The sequence below is a fragment of the Chryseobacterium sp. FH2 genome, from assembly GCF_001045455.1.
Lineage (GTDB): Bacteria > Bacteroidota > Bacteroidia > Flavobacteriales > Weeksellaceae > Chryseobacterium.
Genome location: NZ_LFNE01000002.1, coordinates 151,812 through 167,018, shown reverse-complemented (window position 1 = coordinate 167,018; position 15,207 = coordinate 151,812). Strand labels below are relative to the sequence as shown.

General features: G+C 33.0%; 13 protein-coding genes and 2 tRNA genes. 5 read left to right on the top strand and 10 right to left on the bottom strand.

The window, feature by feature from the left end:
* Window positions 1-79: 79 nt before the first annotated feature.
* The 5 genes from ACM39_RS03595 to ACM39_RS03575 form a co-directional block, all read right to left on the bottom strand.
* Window positions 80-949, bottom strand: coding sequence for a hypothetical protein (locus tag ACM39_RS03595; protein ID WP_131701397.1), 870 nt, complete (start codon window positions 947-949; stop codon window positions 80-82).
* A complete protein-coding gene (locus ACM39_RS03590; protein ID WP_048509660.1) occupies window positions 946-1,269 on the bottom strand; it encodes a hypothetical protein in 324 nt (107 codons plus the stop codon). The genes ACM39_RS03595 and ACM39_RS03590 overlap by 4 nt, the downstream gene beginning before the upstream one ends.
* Window positions 1,270-1,667: 398 nt before the next feature.
* Window positions 1,668-2,585 (bottom strand): hypothetical protein, encoded by a 918-nt coding sequence (locus ACM39_RS03585; protein WP_048509659.1) that lies wholly within the window; start codon window positions 2,583-2,585, stop codon window positions 1,668-1,670.
* Complete coding sequence (locus ACM39_RS03580) at window positions 2,582-5,875, bottom strand: hypothetical protein (RefSeq protein WP_048509658.1); 3,294 nt, start codon at window positions 5,873-5,875, stop codon at window positions 2,582-2,584. The genes ACM39_RS03585 and ACM39_RS03580 overlap by 4 nt, the downstream gene beginning before the upstream one ends.
* Before the next feature lie 527 nt (window positions 5,876-6,402).
* Window positions 6,403-6,759 (bottom strand): vWA domain-containing protein, encoded by a 357-nt coding sequence (locus ACM39_RS03575; protein ID WP_048509657.1) that lies wholly within the window; start codon window positions 6,757-6,759, stop codon window positions 6,403-6,405.
* 400 nt (window positions 6,760-7,159) lie between these two features.
* On the opposite strand from ACM39_RS03575, the gene ACM39_RS03570 reads away from it, so the two are divergent.
* Together ACM39_RS03570 and ACM39_RS18985 are read left to right on the top strand one after the other, a co-directional pair.
* On the top strand, window positions 7,160-7,543 hold the full coding sequence (locus ACM39_RS03570; RefSeq protein ID WP_048509656.1) for a nuclear transport factor 2 family protein: 384 nt from the start codon (window positions 7,160-7,162) through the stop codon (window positions 7,541-7,543).
* 170 nt (window positions 7,544-7,713) lie between these two features.
* On the top strand, window positions 7,714-7,923 hold the full coding sequence (locus ACM39_RS18985; protein WP_117590721.1) for a hypothetical protein: 210 nt from the start codon (window positions 7,714-7,716) through the stop codon (window positions 7,921-7,923).
* A gap of 281 nt (window positions 7,924-8,204) precedes the next feature.
* Here the strand turns inward: ACM39_RS18985 and ACM39_RS03565 are convergent, their stop codons facing one another.
* From ACM39_RS03565 to ACM39_RS03545, 5 genes are all read right to left on the bottom strand, one after another.
* Window positions 8,205-8,891 carry a type 1 glutamine amidotransferase domain-containing protein gene (locus tag ACM39_RS03565; RefSeq protein ID WP_048509655.1) on the bottom strand — a complete coding sequence of 229 codons (687 nt, stop codon included), beginning with the start codon at window positions 8,889-8,891 and terminating at the stop codon, window positions 8,205-8,207.
* A 117-nt stretch (window positions 8,892-9,008) separates the two neighbouring features.
* Entirely contained in the window at window positions 9,009-9,920 is a 912-nt protein-coding gene (locus ACM39_RS03560; RefSeq protein WP_185097445.1) for a helix-turn-helix domain-containing protein, read from the bottom strand.
* Window positions 9,921-9,951: 31 nt separating this feature from the next.
* Complete coding sequence (locus ACM39_RS03555) at window positions 9,952-10,899, bottom strand: NAD-dependent epimerase/dehydratase family protein (protein ID WP_048509653.1); 948 nt, start codon at window positions 10,897-10,899, stop codon at window positions 9,952-9,954.
* A 33-nt stretch (window positions 10,900-10,932) separates the two neighbouring features.
* Window positions 10,933-12,294, bottom strand: a complete 1,362-nt coding sequence (locus tag ACM39_RS03550; RefSeq protein WP_048509652.1) for an aldehyde dehydrogenase family protein — start codon at window positions 12,292-12,294, stop codon at window positions 10,933-10,935.
* 33 nt (window positions 12,295-12,327) lie between these two features.
* Window positions 12,328-13,389, bottom strand: a complete 1,062-nt coding sequence (locus tag ACM39_RS03545) for an acetoacetate decarboxylase (ADC) (protein ID WP_228377051.1) — start codon at window positions 13,387-13,389, stop codon at window positions 12,328-12,330.
* 726 nt (window positions 13,390-14,115) lie between these two features.
* Here ACM39_RS03545 and ACM39_RS03540 point away from each other — a divergent pair.
* The 3 genes from ACM39_RS03540 (at window position 14,116) to ACM39_RS03530 (ending at window position 15,120) form a co-directional block, all read left to right on the top strand.
* Window positions 14,116-14,190 (top strand) — tRNA-Pro (locus tag ACM39_RS03540).
* A 16-nt stretch (window positions 14,191-14,206) separates the two neighbouring features.
* Window positions 14,207-14,280: transfer RNA gene (locus tag ACM39_RS03535), tRNA-Arg, on the top strand.
* Window positions 14,281-14,820: 540 nt separating this feature from the next.
* Entirely contained in the window at window positions 14,821-15,120 is a 300-nt protein-coding gene (locus tag ACM39_RS03530; RefSeq protein ID WP_048509651.1) for a hypothetical protein, read from the top strand.
* The last annotated feature ends 87 nt before the right edge of the window (window positions 15,121-15,207 follow it).

Sequence of the window (15,207 nt, the reverse complement as noted above, 5' to 3'; positions counted from 1 at the left end):
ATTTTTTCTGCCCAAAACAAAATGAAACAACCAGTACAAAAATTACATATATGAATTTTCTAAAGAGCATTTCTTTAAGTTATTTAATGTTAAATGGCCTATACATATTTTCTACATATTCATTAGATTTTTCATAATCTATTGATTTTAATACTTTCAAAGTCTCATTGTCTAAATCAACTTTATATTTTTCCAATTTATCAAATTCATGAGTTCCATAATATTGTCTCCCTGTTTCATCCAAATTATAAATTATCTTTCCTGTTTTATCATTTATAATTAGCCATTCCCTCCTTTGCGGTTGCTCTTCGGGAAATCCCTTAAAATCAACTATCCAATAAGAAAAATTATACGGTAAATAAACACCTCTAAAAATAGTTATAGAAGGATAGTCATATGTATCTGCTATTTGAGCCACTTCATAATAGCTCATTTTGAAATGTTTTTCATGGTCTATATGCTGTAGCAAATTTCCCGCTTCATCATATGCGTACCAATTTCCTATAGGAAAATAGCCTTGAGGTGTATAACTAAATTGTCTAATCATTCGTATTTTTTCGTTGGAATAAAAACTTATATCTGTATTTAACCGTTGTTCAAATAATTCTTCACGAGATTTTATTTGAGGGGGGGGAATAGTTCCTATTGCTTTACCCATTCCAACTAGTTTTCCATTTTCATAAAAATAATCAAACCCATTCTTATTAAATTGCAATTTTTTTGTACTCTCACTTATTAGCTTTGAAGAATCATTTGTTTTTTCAAGTACTTTTTTATTTTCTTGGTTTACAAGATCACTTAGTTTAGGGATTTCTAAATTGTCTTTAGTAATATTCGGTATTTCCATTTTATATTTCTTTCTATGGTTTATTTTCTTTACGGGTTTCCTCTGGGCATTACAGTTAATAAACATTAACGATGCTAATAATGCAAATACTATTTTTTTCATCTTTTTATGTTTTTTTGGGCAACTATCCATTGCCAATTATCACCTTCTTGCAAAAGAAATTTAGATTCTGACTGTAGAGGGGCAATCCATTTATCATTCTTCTCTTGTTTTTCTCTTTCATATAAAGTTTTTTTTAAATATGCTCCATTTTCATATATAAGACTCTGCTTATTCTTTTTTACGAAGGAATCGTATCTGGCTTTTATGTCACGATATTTTTGAAATGTTGTCTCCATATCCATATATTTTTTATCTATTATTTTTTGTTGGCTGTTGCAATTAATAAAAAGCAAGAGTAACCAAATACTTAGGATTTTCATTACTTTATTTTGAAACCAGATATTTCTTTGTAAATTTTTTTTAGTCTTTGGGGTTAGATAATCGTATATCAATCACCTAATTCGTCATTCCATCAATTTTCTTTTGGCTTATTTAGAACTTTGGCTTTGCTTTCTGCCACCTCTCTTGTCTGAAAAGATTTTTGAAGCAGCGAAGTCGTTAACTTTTCGTATTCAGAATTCATCTCTGGAAATACCAGTTCTTTATTAAATATTTTTATTTTTTTTAGGCTTTTTAAAATTGAATACATTGTGTGAATTGAGCAAGTAGAAGCAATAAAAAGTCTTTCTCATTTTGTTTTCAATTTTTTGATAATTCTCTCACAAAATCTCTCTGTTCTTATTACATATATCTACATTTCTGATTTAAACTTAGTCCATTACTCTATTACCGTACTTAACTCGATGTGATTAATATCTCCTGTTTTTGGGTTGATTTTCAGAAGCCAGTGTTTTCTATGACTACCAACAATTATTACTTCGTAAAAAGGAACATTATTTTCACTATAAAGTTTATCCAGCCTTACTTCTTCTTTACGTATTAGGAGTTTAAATTCTTCACTTTCCAGCTTGGCATTTTTTGCTGTCAATTCTTGGCTCCAGTCTTTTTGATCATAACTATACTTCTTTCCTTTCATTAATTTGGGAGCCTCCTCATAAAATTTCTCAGGAAGATGTTTTAATATTTCGTCTTTGGAGATTGGAAAATCTTTTTCATAATTACGTACTAAAACTCTACCATCTTGGTTTACTGTTTTAATATATAAAGGATCATCGAAATTATTATTTTCATTAATACTTTTATATTTTGAAAAAGTATAGGATAAATTATCCAGCTTACTACTATCATTAGAATAAGTAAATGACGTTATATTAATGTAATCGTCTATCCTTATAGTTCTGTTTTTATACATGTAAGTTATAATTTCCAATAATTTATTGTTTTTATTATATTTATTTAATTTATATACTTCATGAAAAAGGTCAGGCTGATATTTCACATATATATGATCTCTATATTTCAATTTTAGTATGCTGTTTGCTAAAATAATAGAATCCTTTTGTTTAGTATTCCTTAAAAGCGAATCATACTTCGCTCTTATATAAAGACCGTATGCTTCTCTATAACTCTTTCTATAGATAAAAATATCCTTATGAATTTGCAGCTGATAATATTCTTCCATAATCTTTTCAACTTCTTCATAATTTTTTCTTCCGTATAATTGTAATGTATCACTGTTTCCCTGTCCGAAGAGAGTAACAGAGAAAAATAAAAGCAGAGTTTTAATTAATTTCATATATCTTTTATAAGCTTATTATTATTAGATGTTTTCTTCACTTTTAAGTCTTGCCAATACCATATTAAAGTTCTGGGACTGGAATAATCCATTATATTATTGGTTTTAACATATTCAAAAGTATAGTCTCCATCATTATCAAAAGAATGATATAGACCTATAGAATGTAATGCCTCATGAGCAATGGTAGTATCCGTAATTCCTAACGCAAAAATTCTTGCTCCCAATGCACCTCCAATATAATCATTAACAATGGTTGCTTGTCCGCCTAAGGTTGGGTTTGTAGCACTCTCATTAAAAAATAAAAGCACCATTTGTTTTTGCTGATCAGAGGTTAACAAATTTTTTACAAAATTAAACATGTTTTCATTTGATTCTATTTTTCCGGTAGGAGCATAATTATTTTTAAAATCAGTTACTGTCAGATCTACATCTGTTAAATCAAATTTTGGATCAATTAAAATCTGTCTTAAAAAGTTTTGTAAAATTTCTTTTACTTTTGTTACATTGGAGGGAGGTAATCCTTCCTTTACAGTTCCGTTCAAATCAGTTTTACAATTAACGAGAACAATTTTAATATTATATCTTTCGCTATTTTTTCTTATCCAGCATTTACCTGCTAACTTTTCATCCTTTCCTTGTACAGCAATTACTTCAATAGGTATATCTTGATTGCATTCCCTCAATGCCATAATTTTTATTGAATAATTATTATTGGTACTGGTTATAGGATTTTTGTATTTGTCGCTTGGAATTATAAATTTTCCATACTCATCATTTGCTGTTGCGGTAGCAGTACTATTATTAATGGCAATATATTTTTTATTGTACTTAATGTAAAGCTGATCAGGATTTTTATTTTTACTGAACTTTAAATTTACTGTTACTTCTTTTGCCAAAGAATGAGGTTTCGGGTAAAGCGTTAAATAAGAATCAGCATGTAAGGCTGAATCTCCGTTTGTGAAGCGCCAACGGGTGGGTTTAGAATTATATTTTAAGGCAATTAAATTAAAAAAAGTTTTTCTGTTAACTTTAAATGTATAGTCACTTAAATGTTTGACATCTAAATTTTCAAGATTCCCTGTAGCATTCTTGTAATATTTTCCCAGCAAATTTTCATAAAGTCTACCCCCATCAGATGGGGAAGTATAATAATCATGCCAGAAATAATCGAATCCACACTCATATCCGTTAAGATATGATGACAAATTATACGGTACAAAATCTACTGCTATATTTGCAAACTCTTTTCCATGTTTAAAAGCTGAAGAATAGTCTTTAGTAAAAAAGAAATAACCGTCTACAGTATAAAGGGGAATAGAATTTGCAGTATTTCCTACTGTCCCGTCTTTCTTATCAAACTGCATTTTCATTCTGTATTTTATGAAAGCTGGAGAGGTAGAACCCGTATCTTCTTCTATATTGAAAAAGAAATTGGCAGCATTGATATCTATAGTTTTAGCATCGTTTTCTAACAACAGATATTCTTTTTGGGACATACCTAACTGATATAAAGGCATATTATCATCATTATCTTTTCTGCGATATAGTAAACTGGAAAAATTTGACCCATCTGTAATAATTCCTTTCCAAATTTCCCCTCCTCTGTATATATTGTTTATATATTCCTCCATATCTTTTGCGGAGTAATAGCCGGAAGTAAGAGAGAAGGGATTATCGTCTTTTTTTTGTAATGTAGAATACTGAGGGGATAAAATATAGGTTCTTAGGTTTTTAGATAAAGCCAAATCTACATCTGCGGGATTGCCGGGTAATGCGGGAGGATTCGTATCTGCAATATAATTTCCTTCCAGGATAAGTTTGGTTTGATACATACCTATATCTCTCCCATCTTTTATCAGGATAGGTCGTAGATGGTTTACAAAAGATCCTTGTCCTGTACTGAAGTCTTCTCTTTCGAAAATAGATTTAAGATTTACATTACCGAAAAGGTTACAAAATTCATTTGGATTTGGGAAAGGCAAATCATCTTCATTCAAAAATGTAATATTAAAAAACGATGATACATTTAAATTGTTAAAAGTAAGTATGTTTAACTTAAAATTAATAAGATTAGATATTAAGTTACCTTTACGTGGAATTCTTTTATCTGAATTACTAATTTTTACTTCTTCAAAGAATAATGAATGTATGTAAGCTATATTTTTATCTGAAGAACCTAATGAAATTCCATATTTTTCATCAATTGCAGATTTTATGATCAGGGGCCATTTATTTGTCAAAAAAGATGTTGGTGTCCATGAACTGGAAGGTGTTTGATTAACATCTGTACATTGGTAATAAATTCTTTCATTTTCATTTTTATAAAATTTAAAAGATCTTCCTCTATTACTTTTTATATAAATATAAGTTTTATTCTTATTGTAAAATTTATTTACAACATTTGTATAAATCTCCTCAGGAGTTTTATAAGGTGTAGTGGGTGTTCCATTATTTATTATGCTTCCTCTTTTATTGTCTGTGCTTATGTCTGTAAGATGTGCTCCGTAATAAGCAACCGGATCTAAAAATAAATATACACTCTCTCTAAATACCTTCTCAAAATCAGGATCATTAGGTAAATTTCCGTAATCTTTAGCATCATTATTTTTATCCAGATTTAAAACACATTTTCTGGCCGTAAAATAATCCTGCTTAAAGTCAAAACCTGTATCAGTATGGTCTTGGGAAAAATCTCCTTCATCTACGACTACTTCAAAGCCAAACTCTGCCTCAAAATCCCCTATATGATCTCCTATTTTTACTTTTGGTAAGGTGTATTGGTTCTTAGTAAAAAAAGCTTGATAATTTGCCGGAATAGCAGGGGAAAAACCGATTTTATTTGCCTCAAAAGGAACTGTATTGGCATTAGCAGCTGGTATTTGGTTAAACTCTAAAAACTCATCCCAAATTTTAGTTAGGAAAGGAAGTATATTGGAGTCTTCTTTCTTTAATAATTCATCCACAGAACTTCCTCCTGCTTGAAAATAGTTTCCTTTTTTTATCCCTCTATATACATAGTATTTAATCTTAATCCCTATCTCTACAGGATTAGTCGGTTTCAGAAAAATATTGACTAAGTCCGCACTGTCTTTTTGAGGTACGATAAACAAAATTCCATCAGTGACAGCAAAAGCTTTTGGGATTTCGTTAGGTAGTGTTTTAAAAATATTTGTAAGATTAAATTGTTTTTCAGAAGCAGTACCTGTTCCTACCGGACCAAAGGCTTCACCAGGAAGCTGTGCCTGTATTTTGTTTAATTCTGTAAAAATATATGATATTGGTGTCATAAATGTTAAAATTGTTCTAAGTGATATTACAATAATTAGGAATTCAATTTCTTTTTCTCTTTAGAAAAAATTCTAAAGTGATTTCTTGGCGTACACCAAGGCCACAGAACATGATGCGGCATGTAGCAACCTGATGATGCATTCTGAGTTATTAGGTATTGTGTTTAGTGATTAAACGTGCTGTATTAGATATTCCTGAAATCAGAAATCTAAAAGGGAATTAATGTTGGAATTTTTATATTTCATATTGGCTATTTGTGTTTTGTTATTTCAAATGTATTAAATTATTTCATTCAAAAATGACTGCTAAATAGAAAAATTAAAATTTAACAGTTTTTTAACATTTCGAAATAATTTCAGGCAAAATTTATACATTTATAAGCTGTATGAATATTAATTAATACATCATTATTATATCGTTTTAATTTTAAGTCAAAGATATTTTGTAGAGCGACAAAACTTGACGCATTATACTTTATTTATCTAAATATTTTAATAAAATGCTGATATCCTTCACAGCATTGGCATCATAGAAATTTTGAAGGAAATCTCCTACCGTTTTCAGGCATTAAAAGTCCGCTAAGCCTGCTTTTAGATGTCTTCAAAACCATCCATGGCTGGTAATACTGTACTCCTATTTCTTTATATTTCTTTTTCCTTTCATCCAGTATTTCCAATCCTGCATCCAATGCCTCACCAATTGGAGATTCTCCCTCGGCCTTAAGCAACATTCTCTTAAACTGTTCTTTCTGACGCTTTAAAGAAGCAAACTGAATGATCTGCTTAACCCCGTTTCCAAAAGCAATCACACATATTTCTACGGTATTGCTCGCCAAATCATCTTTCCTGACCGCTTCATAAAAACTTTTAATTCCATCTATCAATTATTAGAACGAAAAATTTCCGTCAACAAGAATGGGTTTATGAAAACGGCTTTTAAAAGAGTGAAGTAAATTAGCGCCGCAAAGTTTCCCACTTTACAGGATAATATAAAACTCCCTTATCTTTTAAATGTGATAATGGAAACAACACAAAATACACCCCTGAAAATCAGGGCTTCTCTTTCGTGTTCCTGTTCTGCTTCGTAAAACTAAAAAAACAAGATCACTTTTGATTACAACAAAAGTCATTTTGGCTAAATTTGTTTTCTGAAGTCGTTGCGACAGATCTTTTATCAACTTTTGTGTGGACATCCGCTTAGTTTTAGAAAATTACCATGGACAGACAAACATCTAATGCGACTGTAACAATTGAGGAAATGACAACAAACAAATAAATCAGAATATGGACAAAATAAAAATTACCCGAGAAAATGTTGTTGAAGCGGAAAACAAACTTTTTTCGGCCCAACTTGTAAGTGATGTGGACATACTTAACCAACTATTGCATGATGATTTGGTTGCACTTGCACCGACAGGACAAATTCTAACTAAAGAAATGGATTTGTATGCACATAAAGCAAAAACAATGATCATTGAAGACGCTTCAACAGAAATTGACAACATTGAAATAATGGGCGACACAGCACTTTCAATCGTTACAATGACAGCGAAAGGAAAAATGATGGGAACACCAATAGAAGGAAAATTCAGATATCTAAGGGTTTGGAAACGCTTTGACGACACATTGAAAGTTATTGGAGCAAGTTTTATGCAGTTACTTGATTAAAAGTATACAAAAAAACTGCCTATGAAAGCACGTCAAGTCTGTTAAGGATTTATTTTTTTTACTTATTACAAGTAATAACCTCCGTTAGCTTAGCACAGAAATCATATCTGTATCTGTAAATTTAACGACTAGAATCAAAGAATGGTTTAGCTTGATACACAAAGATTGCTTTGAAAATCTGTGCATTTTTTGCCGCTGAATGTGTTTCCTTCACCTTTTTTTCTAAATTATTTCTTTGGTTGCTATTAATAGCTTTACCAGAAATGATTTTTTCTCAATCAACTGGCTTTACGATTCAAGATGTAAAGTTTGAAAGTCAGGGTGTCACACTTGCAGGCTCAATTTTAAAGCCAGTCGCACAGCCACTTTTATTTCCTTAAATTTTTTGACAATAACCTCTGATTTATAAGATCTTCCAAATTGTTTTTCTACTATATCACTGTAGTCTACCTCAACAGAATTTTGCGCATCAACCAAAACCTGTCTGGCTTCCTGTGGAGTTATGTTTCTAGTGGTTTGCCACCGCTATTATTCAACCCCTTCAAAAATTCCCTGATACTGAAAGGATCTGCAGATCATTTTCAGCTTTAATATTGTTTACCATAATTAAAATTCTAATGATTAATAGTATGAGTGATAACCCTATTCAGGTCATCAAAGTTTATATTTTTTCAAGTTCCTCAACAACTACTTTTGCCATTTCCTTTGAACTGAACGGGTTTTGCCCTGTTATCAAATTACCGTCAACAACTACATTGGAGGTCATCGGAATAAAAGCTTTTTTTAAGTTAGCACCCCGTTCTTTAATGGCAGCTTCAAGATTGAATGGTACCTCCTGCTTTCTTCTGGCAATTGTTTCTTCAAACCAGTCAAAGCCAGTAATTGATTTTCCTTTGATCAGATATTCAACGTTATTAAGCTTAACATTTAATAACCCACCTACCCCATGACAGATTGCTGCGACCATTTTCCTACTTTCATATTGTTTGCGGATGATTTTTTGAATATTCTCATCATCCGGAAAATCATACATGGTAGCATGACCACCAGCAAGATATACACAATCAAAAGAATCATTAATTACCTCATAGAGATTTTTTGAGTGATTCAGCTCATCCATAAATATTGGATCTTTATAATAATCTTTTGATATTTTGTCAAGAACAAGCGGTTTCAGGCTCTCAGGATCAATAGGTACATGACCGCCCTTCGGACTTGCTATCGTTATGTTCCAATTTTTATCCTTGGCCTTATGATAAATATGTGTCAGCTCACTGAGCCACAGCCCGGTTGGCAGACCACTTGCGTACTTATCGACATTGGTAACTATTAATAAAAGCTTTCTCATGGATCGTTATATTTGACTACTCTAAAATTCGCAATATAGAATGATTTAACAGTAGCTTAATTATGGAAATTTGTAACCGAATCTCTGTATTTCAAATTTCTTTTAAATCGATCTGAATTAATTTAATGATGATCTGAATTCTAATGGAGAAAGAGAAGTACGGCTTTTAAAAAGACGGTGAAAAGACTGCGGATGTTCAAATCCAAGCTGATAGGCAATTTCAGATACCGACATTGAGGTAGTCGAGAGTAATTCTTTTGCTTTTTCGATTAACCTGTTCTGGATATGCTGCTGTGTGGTTTGCCCTGTTTGAACCCTTAGCATATCGCTCAGGTAGTTGGCACTCAGGTGCAGCTGCTCAGCAACGGAGTGAACTGAGGGTATACCGCTAATGATTAATGTATCATTTTTGAAATAATCATCCAATAACATCTCTAATTTTGAAAGAAGATCACTATTCACTTTCTTTCTGGTCAGAAACTGGCGGTTATAATACCGGTCACAATATTTCAACAACAGATCAAGATTTGATATCAGTAAATCCTGTGAAAAGGTATCCATATTACCATCTATTTCTCCACCTACATTATCTATTATATCAAAAATTATTTTCTCCTCCTTTTCAGAGAGATGCAGTGCTTCATTGGCCGTATAGGAAAAATAACCGTATTCTTTAATATCGGCTGCCAGCCCATATCCATGTAGGAAATCCGGCTGTACCACCAGCGCAAACCCTTTTACTCCATTCAGGAGTACATCATCAAACTGAAGAACCTGATGCGGGGCAATAAAATACATAATACCTTCATCAAAATCATAATATTGCTGGCCATATCTGCATTTTCCTCCGGCGCAGTCTTTTTTTAAAGCAATGACATAGAAGTCAGTGGTTATGGCGCTGAGAATGGTTTCCGGTTCCAGTTTGACATCATCAAAATTAAATACACTGATCAACGGGTTCGCAGGCCTTTTTAGCCCTAAAAATTGATGAAGCGTACTTATTGATGATACTTTCTCCGGAGTTTTCATATGCTGATTTTCAGATTTATACATGACTAATTTACTTAATTATTTTATTCCCTGAAAACTGTTCGTCTTTTATGATTCCGATTCCCTGTCTATACGTTGTAACCTGAAAATCCGGAAATTTCTTTCTGAATTTTGAATCATCAAATATATTGTCATGTTCATACCTTGGAAGAAGCTCCAGCAATTCCTTTACACTTTTGTTGAAAAGTGATCCTATTTTGAACATCAATTTTGGAACAACAGAATATTTCAGATCTCTGCTGTAAATTCCTGAAGCAATTCTGATAAACTCTTTATAGGTGGGATGGCTTTTATCCACCGGGAGATGCCATGTCTGACCAAATGCGTCAGGAGTATTTCCGATCAAAGCAGTGGCACGACTCGCATCAGGAGTCCATATCAGGCTTCTTTTCTTATTTGCGCTCAAAGGTATTTTTAGCTTTTTACCATCTTTAATATTGTTAAAAATCAAGGTATTGGTAATACTCTGCGTTTTGCCGGGGCCATAAAATTCGGGAGCACGACAGATCACGGCTTCAAGCTCACCAGAATCAATTTCCTTCAACACCATTTCGGCCATTTTTCTTCTGACTCTTCCTTTTCTTCCCACAGGTGCAAAAGCTGTTTCTTCTGTCAATACATGATCATCCTGGGGATACATATACGTATTGTCAAAGAATACAAGTTTTGTATTGTTGATCTTACAGGCATCAATTACATTACGAAGGATAAGCGGAAACTGTTTCTCCCAGAGGTCGGAGCTGATTGGAAGGCCTAATGTGAAATAAGCAATTTCACTGCCTTTTACTGCTTCAATTGCTTTATCGCGAATGGATAAATCTGCAGAGAAGACTTCGTCCGTATCATTTACCTTTTTTGCATCCCTGCTGACAATTCGTATAGATGAAGTAAAATTTCTTTTAAGCTCTCTTGCGAGCTCTTCGCCAATCTGACCGTTGGCTCCTAATATTGTTTGCATATTGTTATATTTTTTGAAACCAGCTGCATAAAGTTACATCACCTTTTTTAGCCAGTGCATTTTTTTATCTGTATAAGGGGGATATTTCCAATCCGGTTCACCCCAGTTTGTTTTGTCAATCACTGATTTCTGATGGGAGAATGTAAGGAAACCGAATTCGCCATGATAATTTCCTATACCCGAGTTTCCTATACCTCCGAAAGGCAGATAATCGCTAGTAATGTGCATCAGTGTATCGTTGATACATCCACCACCGAAAGAAACCAATGTTAAAAGCTTATCTTTTTCTTCTTCACTATTACTAAACAAATAAGCGGCCAAGGGTTTTTCCCTTTCAATTATTTTATGAAGAATATCATCATAATTGTTGTATGATACGACAGGTAAAACAGGACCAAATATTTCCTCCTGCATTACCGGACCTTCCCAATTTACATTATCCATTATGGTAGGTTCAATATAAAGCGAATCTGCATTATACTTTCCTCCGAATACAATTTTTGAATCATCAACAAGGCCAAGGATACGATCAAAATTCCGTTTATTAATTATACTCGTATAATACTCCGCGCCATCTGAATAATTGGTTTCCTGAAGTTTTTCTTTAATCAATTGCAGAAGTTGGGGTTTTACTGATTCCTCTACCAGCAGATAATCGGGTGCAATACAGGTTTGTCCGCCATTCAGGAATTTTCCCCAGACCAGTCTTTTTGCAGCAACATTAAGATCTGCAGTTTCCGTGACTATGGCTGGTGATTTTCCTCCAAGCTCCAACGTAACAGGAACCAGGTTTTTTGCGGCAGCCTCATAAACGATCTTCCCAACTTTTGGACTCCCTGTGAAAAATATTTTATCAAACCGAAGTTTCAATAGTTCTGTTGTTTCCGGAATGCCTCCCTGCACGACATAGAGATAGTTTGATGGAAAATTATTGTTAATAAGATCTGCTAAAAGATGCATCGTATTTTCGGGAAGTTCACTGGGTTTGATGATACAGGTATTTCCAGCTGCAATGGCACTCACCATAGGGCTCAATGTCAATTGATAAGGGTAGTTCCATGCGCCAATGACAAGTGTAACTCCTAAAGGGTCATAATGAATATAACTCTTACCGGGTTGCAAACTTAGTACTGTTTTGACCTTTTTGGGCCTGCTCAGCTTGTCCAAATTTTTTAGAAAAAAATCTATTTCATTATACACCAGATTGAGCTCTGTAAGAAAGGTGTCAAATTTTCCTTTGCGAAAATCGTTATAAATGGCTTCATAAAGCTGCTCTTCATTTGATTTCAGGAGATTCTTTAGCTTTAACAGAGTTTCCTTTCGAAAAGCAACCCTTTTTGTTTGATGCGAATTAAAAAACTCTTTTTGTGACTGAAATATGCTTGCAAAATCCATTATTATAGTCTTTATCTTTAAAGTTTAAACCTGTTATTTCTTTGTTTTATCGAACGGTTCAGGAGTGTACAATGCGGCCTGAAATTCCGGCTGATAATCATATCTCATCAATTTTCCCAGATCCAATGATTTAATGAATTTCGATAACGGACCCTCAGTAAGATTGAGTTTCACATCTTCTTTCTTTTTACTGGTCGCTTTTTTCAGTGCCCGTACATCTGTGTATCCGTGGGTTAGTTGCCCATTTTTATCCAGGTTGATAAAGTTGGACCGGACGATTTCAGGCTCTGTGCTCTCAATATCTAATTTTTTTCCTCCTATCGAAAAATCCGGCTTACCCGATTCATCATAAAAAGTAAAGTTCATAGCGTCTCCTTTGTCACTATAATCCATCGGGATCAACCATTTCGGCAAGTTATACCCTACTACCCCCCGCACTCTGGCAAGCTCTGTATCTACGGGAAGCTTTACAACGTACCCCCAGAGACTTTTATTTTTTACTTCTCCCAGCAAAGAAAATACACCCCAGTTTCCTGTGTCAGGCTTGGTCGTAACAATAGAAATCGATAACTCGTTATAGGAATCATTATCACAATAATGATACGCATAGGCTGTTATAGCAATTAGCCCTCGTCCCGGTGTTATGGAAATTGGTTTTACAATATCACGTACTTCTTCGGGAATCAGTTTTTTCAGGGTTTTCATATCAGCCGTATAAATTGCTGTGATACTGCTGTTGCTGTAATAAAAATTAGGAGAATAAGTTGTAAATCCAACGTATTTTTTCTCTTTCCGGATGGTTTTGAACCAGCTAAGATCAATATCCGGTCTTTCTTTTTCAATGACAGGTAATGGCGGATTTGAGCGGAATCGGTCATAAAGTCCATCTTTTAACACAGAAACTTTATGACCTGCAAGATCAATAATTGCCTGTTCGGATTTGATAGTGTCCATTGTGATATGATTTTTTGGGGTTACAATTACAGTATTTAAATCAAAAGATTTTTGATATCCAGCCTCATCAAAACTGCCTGCTATTGCTTGTGAGTACATGCCTACAAGTCCTGCGGTTGTCAATATTTTAAAAATATTCATGCTCTTTTATTTTCTATGACAAAGTTCAGAACTACGAACACAACAGGAGTAGCTGGATTAAGGGAAGTTGTAACAGAATCTCTGTTTTTTTAAACAGTTACCAACTCAAATTGGAAAGGTAGAAACAAGAAAGGAAATAAAAAGAAACATTCTACTGTACATTCCTTTTATAAGCTAGATTGAGTTGATAATAAACCAACTCCAATCTAAAAAATGCGTATTTTGACAATCCGAAAAGTCCGAAAACTTAGTAAAATTAACATGATAAAAGGATTCGAGCTGTCTAAATAAAAATACAATACAAATCAACAATATATTCATAAAATCCACTCAAGATAGCGAAGTAAGGTGTTCGATGACAGTCCTTCCAAGTTCACAAAAAACTCACAATAAAAATTGTGAGTTTTTTGTGTTTTTAGACTGTCAATTCTCCTTATTTCTAATCTAAAATACATCAATGATATTTAGTTACGTCTATTGATATTAATCTTCGAAATTCATTTGATATAAAACTTTCCTAACCCTCAATATTATATTAACCAAAGTTTTTTTCAGTAAAAACAATTCAAGCTAACATCATGGTTATTAATCATGTAAAGTTGACAAACCCTAACATCGAAATATTAATGAAAATTTATTTCGTATTTTATTTTTATAATTCAAAAAAACATTCTATATTTGCACCCACAAAAAACAAGGTAATTCTTGTTAAAAAGATGACCCAATCGGGGCGTAGCGTAGTCCGGTCATCGCGCCTGGTTTGGGACCAGGAGGTCGCAGGTTCGAATCCTGCCGCCCCGACAACAATGTATTTTTAGGGTGCGTAGCTCAGCTGGATAGAGCATCTGCCTTCTAAGCAGACGGTCAAAGGTTCGAATCCTTTCGCGCTCACTTATTGATAATTAAGTCTTTACAATAATGTAGAGACTTTTTTATTTTTACTCAGGTCTGGTTTAGGGTCAGGTATTATAGTAAACAGTAGTAAAAGGAATCTAAAATTATCTTAACAAAATTCAAACTCTTCTACTTTTTTAACAAATTTCATCAACATTTTACTTTTACAAAAAACTTTAAAATTAGTTTTCTGCCACAGACCATAGAAAAAAACTAAATTTCTGAGAGGGAGCATCACCAAAATCAAAGGTAGTTAAGCCATATATAAAAGCTGTTTCAACTGTTAAAACGGGGTTTCACATTCTGGATAAAGCCACAGTTCTATTATTGCTATTTGATTTATCTAAATTGGCTATTCTTAAAATCAATTCCAAAACTGAATTTAAGTACTAATATTTCATGTGAAAATGAAATAATGCATGATGCTCAAGCTATCATAAGTTATTAATTATAAATCACTTAACATAATAAAATATTTCTTTTTTTATTGACTTATATTCATATATTTGATCTTCAATTTTTAAATTTATTACAATCATGAAAAAATTATTATTTATTGCTATGGTTGGTATAGCGGGTTTTGCAAGTGCCAAAGGAAACGTGGAGAAAGTAGATTCTAAAGCAAAAGAAGTTACAACGGTTACTAAAAAAGCTGCCTTGTCAAAAAAAAATACTAAGACTAAAGCTAAAGCAGTATTCTTTGCTGAGTGTAGAACAGTAGTAGTATCTTGCATATCTGCATATACTTGCCAAGATTGGTCTGAAGGTCAATGGAATACTTGGGGGTCAAATATTCAAAGTAATTACTGTATGTATGACAGTCCATATACTCCTTAACTATTTCACCACAATGGATATAAAGAATAAAACTTGATTAATTAGATGAATCTAAAAAAGAAATCGTTCCAAAAATAATTTGTATTT